Origin of the sequence: Solilutibacter silvestris (assembly GCF_002895945.1) — a bacterium.
Classification (GTDB): Bacteria; Pseudomonadota; Gammaproteobacteria; order Xanthomonadales; family Xanthomonadaceae; genus Solilutibacter; species Solilutibacter silvestris.
This window is the reverse complement of sequence record NZ_NPZB01000002.1, coordinates 590,157-606,477: the sequence shown is the minus strand read 5'-3', so window position 1 is coordinate 606,477 and position 16,321 is coordinate 590,157. Positions and strand designations below refer to the sequence as shown.

The 16,321-nt window shown below is 64.3% G+C and carries 14 protein-coding genes; 8 read left to right on the top strand and 6 right to left on the bottom strand.

The window, feature by feature from the left end; translation table 11 throughout:
- Nucleotides 1-57: 57 nt before the first annotated feature.
- The 3 genes from Lysil_RS10445 to cmk all read right to left on the bottom strand — a co-directional run bounded on the left by Lysil_RS10445 (nucleotide 58) and on the right by cmk (nucleotide 3,003).
- Nucleotides 58-360 (bottom strand): integration host factor subunit beta, encoded by a 303-nt coding sequence (locus Lysil_RS10445; RefSeq protein ID WP_103075520.1) that lies wholly within the window; start codon nucleotides 358-360, stop codon nucleotides 58-60.
- Between the two features lie 96 nt (nucleotides 361-456).
- The gene (gene rpsA / locus Lysil_RS10440; protein WP_103075519.1) at nucleotides 457-2,142 is read right to left on the bottom strand and encodes a 30S ribosomal protein S1; all 1,686 of its coding nucleotides are present in this window, start codon (nucleotides 2,140-2,142) and stop codon (nucleotides 457-459) included.
- Between the two features lie 159 nt (nucleotides 2,143-2,301).
- A complete protein-coding gene (gene cmk, locus Lysil_RS10435; protein ID WP_103075518.1) occupies nucleotides 2,302-3,003 on the bottom strand; it encodes a (d)CMP kinase in 702 nt (233 codons plus the stop codon).
- A gap of 137 nt (nucleotides 3,004-3,140) precedes the next feature.
- Between cmk and ykgO the strand changes: the two genes are divergently transcribed.
- From ykgO to Lysil_RS10405, 6 genes are all read left to right on the top strand, one after another.
- Nucleotides 3,141-3,266: a type B 50S ribosomal protein L36 gene (gene ykgO / locus Lysil_RS10430; protein ID WP_010342887.1), complete on the top strand. Its 126-nt coding sequence runs from the start codon at nucleotides 3,141-3,143 to the stop codon at nucleotides 3,264-3,266.
- A gap of 132 nt (nucleotides 3,267-3,398) precedes the next feature.
- Complete coding sequence (locus Lysil_RS10425) at nucleotides 3,399-3,737, top strand: hypothetical protein (RefSeq protein ID WP_103075517.1); 339 nt, start codon at nucleotides 3,399-3,401, stop codon at nucleotides 3,735-3,737.
- Nucleotides 3,738-3,742: 5 nt separating this feature from the next.
- On the top strand, nucleotides 3,743-4,792 hold the full coding sequence (locus Lysil_RS10420; RefSeq protein ID WP_103075516.1) for an agmatine deiminase family protein: 1,050 nt from the start codon (nucleotides 3,743-3,745) through the stop codon (nucleotides 4,790-4,792).
- A gap of 39 nt (nucleotides 4,793-4,831) precedes the next feature.
- Nucleotides 4,832-5,731 carry a carbon-nitrogen hydrolase gene (locus Lysil_RS10415; RefSeq protein WP_103075515.1) on the top strand — a complete coding sequence of 300 codons (900 nt, stop codon included), beginning with the start codon at nucleotides 4,832-4,834 and terminating at the stop codon, nucleotides 5,729-5,731.
- A 9-nt stretch (nucleotides 5,732-5,740) separates the two neighbouring features.
- On the top strand, nucleotides 5,741-6,955 hold the full coding sequence (locus tag Lysil_RS10410; RefSeq protein WP_103075514.1) for a TraB/GumN family protein: 1,215 nt from the start codon (nucleotides 5,741-5,743) through the stop codon (nucleotides 6,953-6,955).
- Nucleotides 6,956-6,995: 40 nt separating this feature from the next.
- Nucleotides 6,996-7,343, top strand: a complete 348-nt coding sequence (locus tag Lysil_RS10405; RefSeq protein ID WP_103075513.1) for a GFA family protein — start codon at nucleotides 6,996-6,998, stop codon at nucleotides 7,341-7,343.
- Nucleotides 7,344-7,485: 142 nt separating this feature from the next.
- Here the strand turns inward: Lysil_RS10405 and Lysil_RS10400 are convergent, their stop codons facing one another.
- Genes Lysil_RS10400 through Lysil_RS10390 form a run of 3 tightly spaced genes read right to left on the bottom strand, consistent with a single transcriptional unit; the run spans nucleotide 7,486 to nucleotide 15,266 of the window.
- Nucleotides 7,486-10,635 (bottom strand): efflux RND transporter permease subunit, encoded by a 3,150-nt coding sequence (locus Lysil_RS10400; protein ID WP_103075512.1) that lies wholly within the window; start codon nucleotides 10,633-10,635, stop codon nucleotides 7,486-7,488.
- Between the two features lie 9 nt (nucleotides 10,636-10,644).
- Nucleotides 10,645-14,103 carry an efflux RND transporter permease subunit gene (locus Lysil_RS10395; protein WP_103075511.1) on the bottom strand — a complete coding sequence of 1,153 codons (3,459 nt, stop codon included), beginning with the start codon at nucleotides 14,101-14,103 and terminating at the stop codon, nucleotides 10,645-10,647.
- Nucleotides 14,100-15,266: an efflux RND transporter periplasmic adaptor subunit gene (locus Lysil_RS10390; RefSeq protein ID WP_240600507.1), complete on the bottom strand. Its 1,167-nt coding sequence runs from the start codon at nucleotides 15,264-15,266 to the stop codon at nucleotides 14,100-14,102. The genes Lysil_RS10395 and Lysil_RS10390 overlap by 4 nt, the downstream gene beginning before the upstream one ends.
- 194 nt (nucleotides 15,267-15,460) lie before the next feature.
- On the opposite strand from Lysil_RS10390, the gene Lysil_RS10385 reads away from it, so the two are divergent.
- Together Lysil_RS10385 and Lysil_RS10380 are read left to right on the top strand one after the other, a co-directional pair.
- Nucleotides 15,461-15,805 (top strand): c-type cytochrome, encoded by a 345-nt coding sequence (locus Lysil_RS10385; RefSeq protein ID WP_103075510.1) that lies wholly within the window; start codon nucleotides 15,461-15,463, stop codon nucleotides 15,803-15,805.
- A gap of 8 nt (nucleotides 15,806-15,813) precedes the next feature.
- Entirely contained in the window at nucleotides 15,814-16,281 is a 468-nt protein-coding gene (locus Lysil_RS10380; RefSeq protein WP_103075509.1) for a c-type cytochrome, read from the top strand.
- Nucleotides 16,282-16,321 lie beyond the last annotated feature (40 nt).

Genomic DNA, 16,321 nt, shown 5'->3' with positions numbered 1-16,321 from the left:
AACGGGACGGGTCACTCTAACCCAGCCCCACGCATCACGGCCGATCGCCGCGATGAATCAATCTTCTTCCGGCTTCGGTTCCACCGCGCTGACACGCTCGCGCAGTTCCTTGCCGGGACGGAAATGCGGCACATGGCGCGCCGGAAGTTCCACCGCTTCGCCGGTACGCGGATTGCGTCCAGTCCGCGGCGGACGGTAATGCACGGAAAAACTGCCAAAGCCGCGGATCTCGATCCGCTCGTGCGTCGCCAACGACGACGCCATCAGGTCGAGCATCAGGCGCACACCCAGCTCGACGTCATCCTCTTTCAGATGCGGCTGCTGGCTCGCCAGGATTTCGATCAGTTCGGACTTCGTCATCCCCCACTTTTCCCTATCCAATGACGATGCGGCCCCCGCCGCAAGAACCACGGGCCGGCGACATGCGCCGGCCCGCGTCATCCCTGAAGTTGCTTCTTACTCGGAACGTCCGAGCTGTTCGCGCAACAGCGCGCCCAACTGGGTGGTGCCGCTCGCCGCATCGCTCGTCGACCGGTTGTACTCGGCCAGGGTCTCGTGCATCTCGTCCTGATCCTTGGCCTTGATCGACAACTGCATCTGGCGGCTCTTGCGATCGTTGCCGATGATCTTGGCTTCGACTTCATCGCCGACCTTGAGCTTCTGCGAGGCGTCGTCCACGCGCTCGGCGGCGATGTCGCGGGCGGCCAGGTAGCCTTCCACGCCGTCGGCCAGCTCGATGATCGCGCCCTTGGCGTCGACTTCCTTCACCACGCCCTTGACGATGGAGCCGCGGCTGTTGGTGGCCACGTAACCACCCATCGGGTCCTGTTCCATCTGCTTGATGCCCAGCGAGATGCGCTCGCGCTCCGGATCGACCGCCAGCACCACCGCTTCCAGGGTGTCGCCCTTCTTGAAGTTGCGGGCGAGGTCTTCGCCGGTGGAGCTCCAGCTGATGTCGGAGAGGTGGATCAGGCCGTCGATGCCGCCGTCCAGGCCGATGAACACGCCGAAGTCGGTGATCGACTTGATCTGGCCCGAGACCTTGTCGTTCTTCTTGTGGATCGCCGCGAAGGTTTCCCACGGATTGGAACTGACCTGCTTCATGCCCAGCGAGATGCGGCGACGCTCTTCATCGACGTCGAGCACCATCACCTGCACTTCGTCACCGACCTGCACGACCTTGGACGGATTGACGTTCTTGTTGGTCCAATCCATTTCGGAGACGTGGACCAGGCCTTCGACGCCCGGCTCGATCTCGACGAACGCGCCGTATTCGGTGACGTTCGAGACCTTGCCGAAGGCGCGGGTGTTCGGCGGATAACGACGGGCGACGTTGTCCCACGGATCCTCGCCCAGCTGCTTGAGGCCCAGCGACACGCGGTTGCGCTCGCGGTCGTACTTGAGCACGCGGACGTCGAGTTCCTGGCCGACTTCCACCACTTCGGACGGATGGCGCACGCGCTTCCAGGCCATGTCGGTGATGTGCAGCAGGCCATCGATGCCACCGAGGTCGACGAATGCGCCGTAGTCGGTGAGGTTCTTGACGACGCCCTTCAGCTTGGCGCCTTCGACCAGCTTCTCGAGCAACTGCTCGCGCTCTTCCGAATGCTCGTTCTCGACCACCGCACGGCGGGAGACGACCACGTTGTTGCGCTTGCGATCGAGCTTGATCAGCTTGAACTCGAGTTCCTTGCCTTCCAGGTAGTTGGGATCGCGCACCGGGCGCACATCCACCAACGAACCCGGCAGGAATGCGCGGACGTCCTTGATGTCGACGGTGAAACCGCCCTTCACCTTGCCATTGATGCGGCCGACGATGGTGGCGTCGTTCTGCAACGCTTCCTCCAGTTCGTCCCACACCATGGAACGCTTGGCCTTCTCGCGCGACAGCACGGTTTCGCCGAAGCCATTCTCGATGGAGTCGAGCGCCACCTTCACTTCGTCGCCGATGGCGACGTCGATTTCACCGGCGTCGTTGCGGAACTGTTCGATCGGGACGATGCCCTCGGACTTGAGGCCGGCGTTGATCACCACAACGTCGTTGCGCACGTCGACGACGATGCCCTTGACGATGGCGCCTGGCTTCAGCTTGGCAAGGTTGGTCTGGCTCTGTTCGAACAGCTCGGCAAATGATTCAGTCATGTTGATCTCTGGTTGATGTCCGGGCCGCGACGCGTTCACGATTGCGTCGGGCCCACCCGTTGTCGGCGCGGGCGGGATTGCCCTTTGGCCGGAAAAGGTGGTGGTGGATGAACCGCCGAGGATCGGCGGAGTTGGTTCTGCTGGTCGGGAAGACAGCCATCAACGCGCGGGAAGCAGATCCAGCACGCGTCGCACCACCGCTTCGATGCCCAATCCGGTGGTGTCGATGACGACAGCATCCGCAGCGGGTACCAGCGGCGCGACCGCCCGGTTGGCGTCACGCTCGTCACGGGCGAGAATCTCGCCCAGCAGACCGTTCAGTGTAACGGAAACGCCCTTATCCTTCAACTGCTTATAGCGCCTGCGCGCCCGTTCATCGGCGCTGGCGGTCAGGAACACCTTGGGACTGGCATCGGGGAAGATCACCGTGCCCATGTCGCGGCCATCGGCGACCAGCCCCGGGAGTCGGCGGAAGCTCTTCTGCAGATCGACCAAAGCAGCCCGCACCGCCGGCAGCGCGGCGATCGCCGAGGCCGCCCCGCCCGCGGTTTCGGTGCGCAGGTCGTCGGTGGCATCCACCCCGTTGACGATCACCCGCGGCTCGCCGCCATCGGCACCGCTCTCGGTCAAAGGCATCGGCTGGAAGCGGATGCTGGCGCGACGGGCGCAATCGGCCACGGCGTCCTCATCCGAGAGATCAATGGATTCCCAGGCCGCGGCCAGCCCGGTGGCGCGATAAAGAGCGCCGGAATCGAGGTAGTGCCAGCCCAGATGCAGCGCGACATTGCGGCTGATGGTGCCCTTGCCGGAGCCGGAGGGCCCATCGATGGTGAGAACCGGCACGACAGTGTGCGAAGACATGGGGAAAATGGGCAGCCTGGACGATGCATGATGCCATGCCGGCGCAGCCGCCTTGGATCATCCGTTTCCCGACTTGACCGAACGCAAACCCGTCCGCTAGAATGTTGGGCTGTTTCAATCCAGCCGAGTTACGTGTCATGAAGGTTCTGTCCTCACTGAAGTCGGCGAAGGCCCGTCACCGCGACTGCAAGGTCGTCCGCCGTCGCGGCAAGGTCTTCGTGATTTGCAAGTCCAACCCACGGTTCAAGGCGCGCCAGCGCTGATCCGTGTCCGGCTACGTGCCGGCATGAAAGGCCGCTCCTCGGGGCGGCCTTTTTGTTTGCGCGCTGCCGCTTGCCATTGCGGCAGTGGCCGTCGCTAGAATCCAGTTCATCCCCCCGACCCGGAATCCCCCGATGCGCCAGATCGTTCTCGCCGCCGTCGCCGTTTCGTTCATCGTCCTCGCCCCCGTCGCCCATGCCCGCGGTGGCGACACCTTGCTGGTCGATCGCGTGAAGCAGGAAGCGTCGATCGCGCATCCCGCGCGCGGCCAGACCATGGCGCAGGTGCAACAGCGCTTCGGCGCGCCGCAATCGAAACTGGATCCGCGCGGCGGCCAGAAACGCGACTGGCCGACCATCAACCGCTGGGTGTATCCGCAGTTCACCGTGTATTTCCAACGCGAGCGCGTGCTCGACGTGGTGGTGAACAAGGCCAGCGCGGACGAAGTCGGTCCCAAACCCGCCGTGCGTTGACCATTATGACGAATGCAGTGCGTTTCCCCGCCGAATGGGAGTCCCAATCGGCGATCCTGATTGCGTGGCCGACCGCCGACACCGACTGGGCGCCACGCCTCGCGGAAGTCGAGGACACCTACATCAAGCTGGTCGCAGCGATTACCCGCTTCCAGCCGGCGCTGGTGATCGTCGGCGACGACGATGTCGAGGCCTATGCCGAGGCGCGCCTGCGCAGCAACCGCATCGACATGGCGCGCGTGCATTTCGTCACCGCGCATTACGACGACACCTGGCTGCGGGATAGCGGCCCGATCACTTTGCGCGACGGCGAACGCTTCACCCTGCTCGATTTCCGCTTCACCGGCTGGGGCGGCAAGTTCGAGGCCAGCGCCGACGATCGGCTGGTACGCGAACTCGATTCGCAACGGTTGTTCGCGCATGCGATCCGCGATGAAATCCCGTTCGCGCTGGAAGGCGGCGCGATCGAAACCGACGGCGCCGGCACGCTGCTGACGACCTGGGAATGCCTGCGCCTGCGCCATCCCGACGCAAGCCGCGAGGAACTCACGGCGAAACTGTCCGGCTGGCTGCATCAGGATCGCGTGCTGTGGCTCGATCATGGCCAGCTGGAAGGCGACGACACCGACGCCCACATCGATACGCTGGCGCGCTTCGCGCCGGATGACGCCATCGTGTTCCAGGCCTGCGACGACGCAAGCGATTCGCACTATGCCGGACTGAAGGCGATGGCGGACGAGATCGCCGCGTTGCGCACTCGCGATGGCAAGCCGTATCGCTTGTTTCCGCTGCCGTGGGCGCAGCCGATCCTCGACACCGATGGCGACGGACAGCAACGCCGTCTCGCCGCGAGCTATGCCAACTTCCTGATCGTCAATGGCGCGGTGTTGATGCCGAGTTATGGCGACGTCGCCGATGCACGCGCCGCCGAAGTGTTGGCGCAGGCGTTTCCGGGTCGCGAGATCGTGCAGGTGGATTGCCGATCGATCATCTGGCAGAACGGCAGCCTGCACTGCCTGACCATGCAATTGCCGGAAGGATTGCTGGCCGCGTGAGATGACGGCTTCATCCATATCAAGCCCTACAATGCCGGCATGAAGAACCAGATACTCCCCGTCGCGCTGGTCCAGGAGCGGGCCATCACCGATCAGGGCCGTGGCAATGCCGAGGCCAATCTCGCCATCATCGAGGATCGCGTCGCCGAAGCCGCGCGCCAGGGCGCTCGACTGGTGCTTCTGCAGGAATTGCACAACGGTGCCTACTTCTGCCAGCACGAATCGGTGGACGAGTTCGATCTCGCCGAACCGATTCCCGGCCCGAGCACCGAGCGTCTCGGCAAGCTGGCCAAGCAACATGGCGTGGTGCTGGTGAGTTCGCTGTTCGAGAAACGCGCCACCGGCCTGTATCACAACACTGCGGTGGTCTTCGATGCCGACGGTTCGACCGCGGGCAAGTACCGCAAGATGCACATTCCCGATGATCCGGGTTTCTACGAGAAGTTCTACTTCACGCCAGGCGATCTCGGCTTCGAACCGGTCAATACCTCGGTGGGACGCCTCGGCGTGCTGGTGTGCTGGGACCAGTGGTATCCGGAAGCCGCGCGCCTGATGGCGCTGGCCGGCGCCGACCTGCTGCTGTATCCCACCGCAATCGGCTGGGACCCGAATGACGACGATGCCGAGAAGACGCGGCAGCGCGATGCCTGGGTGTTGTCGCATCGCGGCCACGCCGTCGCCAACGGCTTGCCGGTGCTGAGTTGCAATCGCGTCGGCCACGAACCCTCGCCGATCGGCGCATCGGGCATCCAGTTCTGGGGCAACAGCCACATCCTCGGGCCGCAGGGTGAATTCATCGCCGAAGCCGGCACCGATCCGACCTTGCTGATCGCCGAAGTCGACATGCAACGCAGCGAGCACGTGCGGCGCATCTGGCCGTTCCTGCGCGACCGCCGCATCGATGCCTACGGTGATTTGTTGAAACGCTATCGCGACTGAGCTGCACGAATGACTGACCACACATCTCCCGGCATCGATTGGCGCGACCAGCCGCATGCCGAAATCGAACGCGACGGCGTCCACTACACACTGCTCGGTACCGCGCATGTGTCGCGCACCAGCGTCGATGCCGTTCGCGCGGCGGTCGACAGCGGCGAATTCGATGCCGTGGCGGTCGAGCTGGACGAGCAACGCTACAAGGCGATGAACGATCCCGACGCGTTGGCGAAGCTCGATCTGGTCAAGGTGATCAAGGATCGCAAGCTGGCGATGTTTGCCGCGAATCTCGGGCTTGCCGCTTACCAGCGTCGCCTCGCCGAACAGCTCGGCATCGAGCCGGGCGCGGAACTGAAAGCCGCCGCCAACGAAGCGACCGCCCGCGGCCTGGCGATGAACCTGATCGACCGCGATGTCGGCCAGACCTTCCGCCGCGCGATGCACAAGCTCGGCTTCTGGCAACGGATGAAGATCGGATCGGGCATCGCCGTGTCATTGTTCGTGGACGAGGAAGTCTCGCCCGACCAGATCGAAGGCCTGAAGGAAGGCGACATGCTGGAGTCGAGCTTCGGCGAATTCGCCAGCGGTTCGCCGGCGCTGTATTCGGCATTGATCGACGAACGCGACCAGTACATGGCGGCGCGCTTGCGCGAAACCGCCGTCGCATCGAAGCGTGTCCTTGCGGTGGTCGGCGCCGGGCACCTGAAAGGCATCGCCAACTATCTCGCCAACGATGCGCGCGATCCGGCCGCATTGATCGAAGAACTGTCAGCGAGCAACAAGAAGAAGCGCATCCCGTGGTTCTCGATCGCGCTGACGCTGCTGATCCTCGGCGGTTTCACCTGGGGCTTCATGCACGGCGGCGCCGCGTTCGGCCGGCAACTGGTGATCCAGTGGATCGCGTGGACTGCCGGCCTCACGGCGCTCGGCGGCATCATTGCGCTGGCGCATCCGCTGGCGACGCTGGCGGCAACGATCATGGCGCCGCTGAAGCCGTTCCGTCCGCCGGGACTGAGTTCCGGCGTATTCGCGGCCTTGGTGCAGGTGCGACTGGTGCGCCCGACCTACTCCGACTTCATGGCCTTGCGCGACGATGCGCAAAGCCTGCGCGGCTGGTATCGCAACCGCGTGTGCCGGGTGATCCTCGTGTTCATGCTGACCAACTTTGGCACGATCGCCGGTGAGTGGATCGCGATCGCGAACGGGGCGCGGCATTTGGTGGGGTGAGTCGGCTACGCTTGCGCTTCTATCGAACGGAGCGCAAGAGATGACCAAGGGCAGCTGTCACTGTGGTGCCGTGACCTTCGAGGTTGAAGGTGCGCCCGACAAGGCAATGGAATGCAATTGCTCGCATTGCCAGCGCAAGGGCTTCCTGCTGTGGTTCGTGCCACGCGCGCAGTTCCACCTGACATCAGGCAGCGACGCGTTGCAGGAATACCAGTTCTACAAGCACAAGATCCGCCACCAGTTCTGCAAGACCTGCGGCGTGCAGGCATTCGCCTACGGCAACATGCCCGATGGCAGCGAGATCGCCGCGATCAACGTTCGCGCCTGCCCTGATGACGTGGATATCGCTGCGCTGCCGCGCGTGGCGGTCGACGGAAAATCGTTCTAGGCCTTCACCGCTGGCCGAACGCAGCACGAGGATGCCGAGCGGGATCAACCATGATCCCCAGAACAGACTGGCGATGGCCATGCCTTGGCCACAGGGCTGGATCGCGAACGGGGGCGGCACGTGATCGCCTGAAGCGCCCGGCTTACTCGCTTGCCGCGGCAACTCCTTGGCTTGACGCGCCACGCCGCCACATCCGTGCCCGCTTCCAGGTCCGCGAGGTCGCGGCGCGCCAGTCATCGAGAATGGCATAGATGGTCGGCAGGAACAGCAGGCTGACCAGCGTCGAGAACGCCAGGCCACCGGCGATCGCGCGCGCCATCGGGTTGTATGGAGGTCCGTCGCCCGCGATCTGCGTGTTCGACACCGCGATCGGGATCATCGCCAGGATCGCCGTGCCCATCGTCATCAGGATCGGACGCAAGCGCTCGCGGCTGCCCTCGACCAACGCATCGGTGCGACTCAACCCGGATCGTCGCAGGTTGTTGATGTGCTCGATCATCACGATGCCGTTGTTCACCACCACGCCCATCAGCACCAGGATGCCGATGAAGGCCATGATGTTGAACGTGGTCCCGGTGAGGAACATCGCCCAGAACACCCCGAAGATCGAGAACACCACGCCGCTCATGATCGCCGCCGGGAACAGCAGCGATTCGAACACCGCCGCCATCACGATGTAGATCATGATCACCGCGATCAGGAGATTGAACAGCATCTGCTGCATCATCTCGTCGCCACCCTGGAAGCCGTTGCCGCTCTTGAAGGTATAGCTGTAGCCCGGCGGGAACGATGTCGCCTTGAGCACGCGCTCGATCGCCGCGTGCGCCTGCTCGCCGGTGCTGCCGGGGGTGACGTTGGCCTGGATCTTCAACGAGGTCTGGCGATCGCTGCGCTGGATCTGGTTGGCCGACGGCGTGACGCGCGCGTCGACCATCGCCATCAACGGGATCTGCCGCCCGTCCGACGACTGCACCATGAAACCCTGCAAATCCTCGATCCGCGATTGTTCGGCGCCGGCAAAACGCACCACCACCGGGATCTGCTTCTGGTCGCGCTGGAATTCGCGAAGGTTGGAGCCACGCAAGGCCATGCCGACGTACTTGGCGACATCGCTGGAACTGAAACCGTAGGCCGCGGCGCGCACGCGATCGACACTGATGGTCAGCTCGCTGTTCTGGTCGCCGGAATCGATGCGGACGTCGCGCAACTCGGGCTGGCGCGACAACGCCGGCAGCAGGTCATTGGCGAGATCCTTAAGCGATTGGCCGGAATCGCCGAGCAGGTTGACGCTGACGCCCTCGTTGCCGGTGTCCTGCTGCTGGTTGCCGATGCCGATGCGGGCGCGCGCCGATTTCGGAATGTCCTTGCGCACGTCCTCCTCGACCTTGCTGACCAGCTTCGGATCCTTGGTGTCGATGCGGATCGTGGTACGTGCCCAGCCCTGTTCGCCCCAGCGCGAATTCAATTGCTTCACATGGAAGCGCTGGCGATTGGCGTTGATGTAGCGCTCGACCTTGGCGACTTCCTCGCCCATCTGGTCCTTGGTGTAGGCGCCGTTCCATTGGTAGAAGATGTCGACGCGGTCGGGATCCTGCGCGTCCATCATGCTTTTCTTCGACAGCACCATCGGCACCAGGCTGATGGCGACCACCAGCGCGATGCCGGCGACACTGGCACCGCGATGTTCCAGCGTCCAGCGCAGGAAGCGGGCATAGCGCGCCTGCATGCGGGGAATGATGCCCTTGTGCGATGCCACCGCCGGCGGCGTCTTCATGCGTGCCGACAGCATCGGGATCAGGCTCACCGCGACCAGCCACGACGCCAGCAGCGATACGGTGATGGTGATGGCGATCTGCGACAGCTGGATGGTCAGCATGTTGCGGGTGCCGAACATGTTGGGCAGGAACACGATGCAATGGCACAGCGTGCCGGCGGTCAGCGCGATGGCCACGTGCTTGGTGCCGATGATCGAGGCGTAACGCGGGTTGTTCGGGTGCCGCTCGCGTTCCTGGTAGATCGACTCCACCACCACCACCGCATTGTCCACCAGCATGCCGATCGCCAGCAGCAATCCCATCATCGACAGCACGTTGAGGGAGACGCCGGCGAAATACATGAAGCCGAGCGTCATGATGAAACAGATCGGGATCGCCAGCGTCACCATCAGCGTCGATGGCCAGTGGCGCAGGAAGAAGAACAGCACCGCGACCGACAAGGCAAGACCAATCGCCCCCGCTTCCGCCAACGCGGTCAGCGAGCTGATCACGCCCTGCCCGGCGTCGTCCACTACTTCCATGTCGATGCCGCGCGCACTGCCGGACGCCTTGATCGCGTCGAGCTTGGTGCGCACCACCCGGCTCATGTCCACCAGGTTGGCGGTGCGTTCCTTGTAGATGTCGATGGCGACCGCAGGGCGCCCGTCGATGATGCGCGCGTAGTCCATGCGCTTGGGCTTGAGTGCGATGTCGGCGATATCGCCAAGCCGGATGCCCTTCGAATTGACCGGCATGTCGCGCAGTTGCTGCAGGTTGCGCAGTTCGCCGATCGGCTGCACGCGCAGGCGCATGCCGCTGTCCTCGATTTCGCCGGCCGACACCGCGAAGTTCGCCGACTGCATGCGGCTGACCAGTTCATTCAGGGCGACGCCTGCCGCAGTCAGGCGATCGGGATGCAGCGCGATCTCCACTTCCTGCACGGGGACGCCATCCACCTCGACGCGCGCCACGCCGGGCAAGCGTTCCAGCTGGCTCTTGAATTCGCGATCGATGCGATCTGCCTGCGTGCGCAGGTCGCCGTCCTTGCTGGTCAGGCGGATCGTCATCGCCGACTGGTCGCTGGTCGACCAGCGCCAGATGAAATAGCGCTGGAAATCGTCGGGCAACTGGTCGCGCGATGCGTCCAGGCGTTGCCGTGCATCGGCGGAGGCGACCGCCACATCGCGACCCCAGTCGGTGAACCACACCATCAACTGGGCGCCATCGGCATTGGCGCGACCGCTGATCGACTTGATCCCGCTCATCGTGCCCAACGCCTCCTCGGCGGGACGCAGCACGTTGCGCTCCACTTCCTCCGGCGTCGATCCCGGATACGGCAACTGCACGAACAGGAACGGCGCGGTCATTTCCGGCATCGATTCCAGCGGCAGGCGCACCGCGGCGATCAATCCGACCACCACCAGCGACACGAACAACATGATCGTGCTGACGGGGCGCCTGATGCTGAGTTCGGCGAGCCATTTCGACCACGCCGTGCTGGCCGGGCCCTTGGTGTTGAGTTCGTCGAGCAGCGTCATCGTGCGGCCTCAGACCATCTCTGTGTCGGGAGCGACATCGAGCGCTTCATGCTTGCGTCGCCCGCGTTCGCGGTAGTAGCCATCGTCGTGGCGATCGAGGCGATCGTAGACCACCGGGATCACCACCAGCGTCAGCAAGGTGGAGACGAGCAAGCCGCCGATCACGGTGATCGCCATCGGGCTGCGCACTTCCGCGCCTTCGCCGAAGGCCAGCGCCAGCGGCAGGAATCCGAACAACGTGCACAGCGTGGTCATCATGATCGGACGCAGGCGTGAACGCGCGCCTTCGATCAACGCTTCGCGCTTGGGCAATCCTTCCTCGCGCAACTGGTTGACCTTGTCGATCAGGATGATCGCGTTCTTCACCACCAGTCCGACCAGCAGGATCAGGCCGATGAACACCACCACCGACACCGGCGATCGCGACAGGAACAGCGCGAGCACCGCACCGACCATCGCCAACGGAATGGTGAAGAGGATGACGAAGGGATGCAGCAGCGATTCGAACTGTGAGGCCATCACCAGATAAACCAGGAACACCGCCAGTCCGAACGCGAACAGCAACGATTTGATGGAATCGCCGAGTTCCTCGCCCTGCCCGCCGATGTGCATGCCGACATCGGCGCCGAGCGGATCGTCGGCCACCAATTGCTGCACTTCCTTCACCGCGCCGCCGAGGTCGATGCCGGACAGGTTGGCGGAGACGATGGCGACGCGACGTTGGTCGGCACGATGGATTTCGCTGGGGCCGGTGGTCTGCACCACGTCGGCGACCGCGGCCAGCGTCACCGGCGCACCGCTGCCGGGATTGACGATGATGTTGCGGATCGCGTCCACCGAACCGCGATCGGCTGCATTGGCACGCACCATCACGTCGATCTTGCGATCGCGGAAGCTGTAGCGCGTCGCAACGTTGCCGGCGACCTTGTTCACCACCACGTCGGCGATTTGGCGCGTGGTCAGGCCCAGCGCGGCAGCGCGATCGGCGTCGAAGTGGATCTGGATTTCCGGGAAGCCCTGCTCCACGCTCGACTTGACGTCGGTGTAGTGCGGGTTGTTGCGCAACTTCGTCGCCAGTTTCTGCCCCGCCTTCTTCAAGGTGTCGAGGTTGTCGCTGCGCACCTCGATTTCCAGCGGCGGCGCGAACGAGAACAATTCCGGTCGCGCGAAATCGGTCTGCGCACCAGGATGGTTGGCCATGCTCTTGCGGAATGCATCCACTGCGGCCGCTTCGGCCTTGGTGTCGCCGCTCTTGGCCATCACGATGCTGAGCTTGCCGATGTTCTCGCCACTCTCGGTCGGGCTGGCGTCAAGGCGCGTGCCGGTGCCGCTGACGCCGTAACGCAGGCGCACGCCGGGTTCCTGCGCGTGTTCGACCGCCAACTGGTGCAGCACATCGTCGGTGATGCGCAGCGGCGTACCCGGCGGCAACTTCACCGTCATCTCGACGCGATCCTGCGCCAACTGCGGGATCAGGTCGGCACCGAGCATCGGCACCAGCAACAGCGCACCGACGAATGCCGCCGTCGCCAACACGATCACCAGCACGGGACGCTGCAAGGCCGCCGGCAACAGGTGCAGATATCCGCGTTCGGCGCGACCATAAGGCGCCATCGCCAGATCGCTGGCCTTGCGCATCACCGGGCCGATCACCGCGGAGAGCATGTTCCAGATCCGCATCACCACCCACGCAATGCCATAGCTGACCCCACGAAACACCCAGCCGATACCGTGACCGATGAGCGCAAGCGGTTTCTGCCAACCCTTCTGCGGCACCCAGCGCGGATGCGGCGGTTCTTCCTGGAAACTGTCGATGTTGCGGCCGCGGATCGACGACAGCATCGGGATCAGCGTCATCGACACCACCAGCGACGTCGCCACCGCGATCGCCACGGTCAATGCCTGGTCGCGGAACAACTGGCCGGCGATGCCCTGCACGAACACCAGCGGCAGGAACACGGCAATCGTGGTGAGCGTCGATGCGACGACCGCCATGCCGACCTCGCGGGTGCCGGCGATCGCCGCCTGGACGATGCCGAGCCCACGATCGCGCGCCTTGGCGATCGATTCCAGCACCACGATCGAGTCATCCACCACGAGGCCGGTGGCCAGCGCGAGACCGCCCAGCGACATCACGTTGAGGCTGAGTCCCAGGCGATCCATGAAGAAGAATGTCGAGACGATCGAGACCGGCAGCGACAGCGAAATCACGAACGTGCTCCAGCCATCGCGCAGGAACAGGAAGATGATGAGGATGGCGAGCATGCCACCGATCACCGCGTCCATCTTCACGTCATGGATGGCGTTGCGGATGAAGATCGACTGATCGTCGACGATCTGCAGGTCCATGTCCTTGGGCAGGTCGTCCTTGATCGATTCGAGGCGCTTCTGCAAGGCGTCGGCGGTCGCCACGGTATTGGCGTCGCCTTCCTTGTAGATCGCCAACTCGACCGCTTCGCGACCTTCCATGCGGATGATCGCTTCGCGTTCCTTGAAGCCCTGGCGCACGGTTGCAACATCGCCGAGACGGATCGGCACGGTGCCGCCACCACCGCTTTGCGCCGCCGATGCCGCCGCGATCATTTCCGCCGAACCGCTGCTCGCCGCGAGGCGCGACATGCGCAGGGCTGCGTCGTTGGACGCGCCCGATCCACTCTGCACCGTCAGCAACAGATTGCGGATGGTGTCGATATTCGGGAACTGGTTGACGGTGCGCACCAGATAGCGCTGGCTGCCTTCTTCCAGGCGTCCGCCGGAGACATTGATGTTCTCCTGCTGCAAACGCTGGATCACCGAATCAACGGTGATGCCGAGCTGCGCGAGCTTGCGCTGGTCGATGTCGACCTGCACCTGGTCTTCGAGGCCACCCGCGACCTTCACCGCGGCAACGCCCGCGACCGTTTCCAGTTTCTTCTTGAGATCGTCGTCGGCGTAGCGACGCAGGCCCACCAACTGGGTGTCGACGCCATCCGCGCCGGGGCGCGCCGTTTTCGGTGCCAGCGCGATGCGCACGATCGGCTGCGTCGAAGGATTGAAGCGCAGCAGCACCGGACGCTTGGCGTCCAGCGGCAGTTGCAGCGCATCCATCTTGTCGCGCACTTCCAGGCTGGCCTGGTCCATGTTGGTGCCCCAGGCGAACTCCAGCACCACGTCACTCTGGCCAGTGCGCGACGTCGACTTCATCTTGCGCAGGCCCTTGACCACGCCCAGCGCTTCTTCCGACGGCTGGCTGATCAGGGTTTCCACTTCCGACGGTGCGGCGCCGGTGTAATCGGTGCGCACGGTCAGCGTCGGATAGCTGAGGTCGGGCAGCAGGTTGACCTTGAGCGCCGCCAGCGCGATCAGGCCGAACAGGAACATCGTCACCCAGAACATCGCCACGGTGACGCGGCGACGCGTCGCCAGCGCGATCAACCCACCCGACGCCTGCGCATCGCGGTCCTCGTGTCCGTCGGCGGCGTGGCTCATGGCGTCTTCGCGACCTGCGCCGGCGCCTTGCCGTTGATCACCTGCACCGCCACGCCATCGCGCAGCGCCGCCTTGCCCGCGGTCACCACCGGATCACCGATCTTGAGTCCGGACAGCACTTCCACCCACTCGCCCTCGACATAACCGGTCTTCACCGGCACGCGCACGGCCTTGCCATCACGCACGGTGAACACCGCCGCCTGGTTGTCGTCCTCGAGCATGGCGATGCGCGGAATCGCCAGCGCGTCGGCGCGACGATCGAACACCACCGCGATGCGCCCGAACATGCCCGGCTGCAACACGCCACCGCCATCGAACGCGCAGATCACGCGGAAGGTACCGCTGCCGGAATCGACCACCGGCGAAATGCGCGCGACGCGGCCGTCGAAACTCTTGCCCGGCACCGCATCCACCGTCATCGTCACCGGCAGGCCGTTCTTGATGGCTTCGAGATTGCGTTCCGGCACGTTGAGCGTGGCTTCCAGCCGATCGTTCTCGACGATGCGGAAGATCGGCGTGCTGATCTGCACCAGGTTGCCTGGCTTGATCATGCGCTGGGCGACCACGCCGGAAATCGGTGCAGTCACGCGGGTATAGGACAGATCCAGCTTCGCCAGGTTGAGCTGCGCGCGCATGTTCTGCAGGTCGTAACGCAACTGTTCGACATCGTTGGCGCTGATCATCTTCTGCTGCGCCAATTGTTCCGACCGCGCGAGGTTGCGCGAGAGCTTTTCCGCCTGCGCACTCATCTGTTGCACGCGCAATGCCTGCTGGGCGGAATCGATCTGCACCAGCACCTGGCCCGCGCGCACATGCTGGCCTTCTTCCGCCATCACGCGTTCGGCGATGCCCGAGGTCTTGGCCACCACCTGCGATTCGCCACGCGCCTCCAGCGGTGCGGTGCCGCTGAAGCTCGCGGTCATTTCGCGCACCGCCACCGGCGTCACTTCCACCGACACGGCTTCGTTGGGCTTGCCGTCCTTGCCGTCCTTGCCGTCCTTGCCGTCCTTGCCGCCTTTGCCATCCTTGGATGCGGCCTGCGCATTGCCGTCGCCCTGCTTCTTGCAGCCGGCAACAGGCGCCATCAACAGGACCACGCATGCGGAAGCCAAGGCCGTCCGCAGCAGCGGAGCGGTCAGGCGGGAACGCGGTGGAATCGACATGAGCAGACCCTGTATTGGTGTATGAGCAAGATATAACACCCCGGGATGACGCTCACCTGCCGGAGGTCACCATGACTTCCGACCCGCGCGAACCTGATCGGTTCCGGTGTGCCTGCGTCTTGATGAACGGGCACGATATACTGCGCCGATTGCTTGTCACGCGGCCCCGCGCCGCACGAACCCGGAACCCGCTGATGCGAATGCCGTTGTTGATGAACGCCGCCATCGCTGCCCTGCTGATCCTGCCCGCGCTGGGCCAGGCCGCCGATGCCCCCGCCGCAAAGGGCGACGCCGCGCAAGGCAAGGATCTCGCCTATACCTGCCAGGGTTGCCATGGCATCACCGGCTACAAGAATGCCTATCCGAGTTACCACGTGCCGAAGATCGCCGGGCAATCCGAGCAGTATCTGCACAACGCGCTGATGGAGTACAAGGCCGGCAAGCGCAAGCACCCGACCATGCAGGCGCAGGCCCAGAGTTTCTCCGATCAGGATCTGGCCAACCTCGCCGCCTACCTCAGCAGCCTGAAAACGAAGTGAGCACCCCGATGACGAACCGTTCCAAGATCGCCGCCGTCGCCGTGCTCGCCGTCATTCTGTCCGCTTGCTCGGGCGGTGGCGAAAAGGCCCACGAGGAAGCCAAGGCCGAAGGCGAAGCGCGCCAGACCGCACCGAATTCAATGGCGAGCATGCCGGCCGGCAATGCCGAACATGGCAAGCTGCTGGCGGAAAACGGCGACAAGGCACGCGGCCAGGCGGCATGCGCGTCCTGCCATGGTCCGACCGGCAACGCGCCGGTCACCGCGAACGTGGCGCCGGAGAACATCCCGCCGCGCCTGGCCGGCCAGTACGCCGACTACCTGGAACATTCGTTGCAGATGTATCGCGACGGCGAGCGCCAGCATTCGATCATGGGTGCGCAGGCGAAGACGCTGAGCGATCAGGACATCGCTGACGTTGCGGCGTACTTTGCCGAGCAGAAGGGCGACCTCGGCGATCTCGCCACCGCGCACTGATCGCTTCGCACGCGCTGGCTGGCGTGTGTGTTGTTGCTTT

Bases quoted from the DNA above. Each gene is read 5' to 3' on its own strand.
- Lysil_RS10395 (WP_103075511.1), bottom strand. From the start codon at position 14,103: ATGAGCCACGCCGCCGACGGACACGAGGACCGCGATGCGCAGGCGTCG.
- Lysil_RS10400 (WP_103075512.1), bottom strand. From the start codon at position 10,635: ATGACGCTGCTCGACGAACTCAACACCAAGGGCCCGGCCAGCACGGCG.
- Lysil_RS10380 (WP_103075509.1), top strand. From the start codon at position 15,814: ATGACGAACCGTTCCAAGATCGCCGCCGTCGCCGTGCTCGCCGTCATT.
- Lysil_RS10415 (WP_103075515.1), top strand. From the start codon at position 4,832: ATGAAGAACCAGATACTCCCCGTCGCGCTGGTCCAGGAGCGGGCCATC.
- Lysil_RS10405 (WP_103075513.1), top strand. From the start codon at position 6,996: ATGACCAAGGGCAGCTGTCACTGTGGTGCCGTGACCTTCGAGGTTGAA.
- Lysil_RS10410 (WP_103075514.1), top strand. From the start codon at position 5,741: ATGACTGACCACACATCTCCCGGCATCGATTGGCGCGACCAGCCGCAT.
- cmk (WP_103075518.1), bottom strand. From the start codon at position 3,003: ATGTCTTCGCACACTGTCGTGCCGGTTCTCACCATCGATGGGCCCTCC.
- Lysil_RS10425 (WP_103075517.1), top strand. From the start codon at position 3,399: ATGCGCCAGATCGTTCTCGCCGCCGTCGCCGTTTCGTTCATCGTCCTC.
- rpsA (WP_103075519.1), bottom strand. From the start codon at position 2,142: ATGACTGAATCATTTGCCGAGCTGTTCGAACAGAGCCAGACCAACCTT.
- Lysil_RS10420 (WP_103075516.1), top strand. From the start codon at position 3,743: ATGACGAATGCAGTGCGTTTCCCCGCCGAATGGGAGTCCCAATCGGCG.
- Lysil_RS10445 (WP_103075520.1), bottom strand. From the start codon at position 360: ATGACGAAGTCCGAACTGATCGAAATCCTGGCGAGCCAGCAGCCGCAT.
- Lysil_RS10385 (WP_103075510.1), top strand. From the start codon at position 15,461: ATGCGAATGCCGTTGTTGATGAACGCCGCCATCGCTGCCCTGCTGATC.
- ykgO (WP_010342887.1), top strand. From the start codon at position 3,141: ATGAAGGTTCTGTCCTCACTGAAGTCGGCGAAGGCCCGTCACCGCGAC.
- Lysil_RS10390 (WP_240600507.1), bottom strand. From the start codon at position 15,266: ATGTCGATTCCACCGCGTTCCCGCCTGACCGCTCCGCTGCTGCGGACG.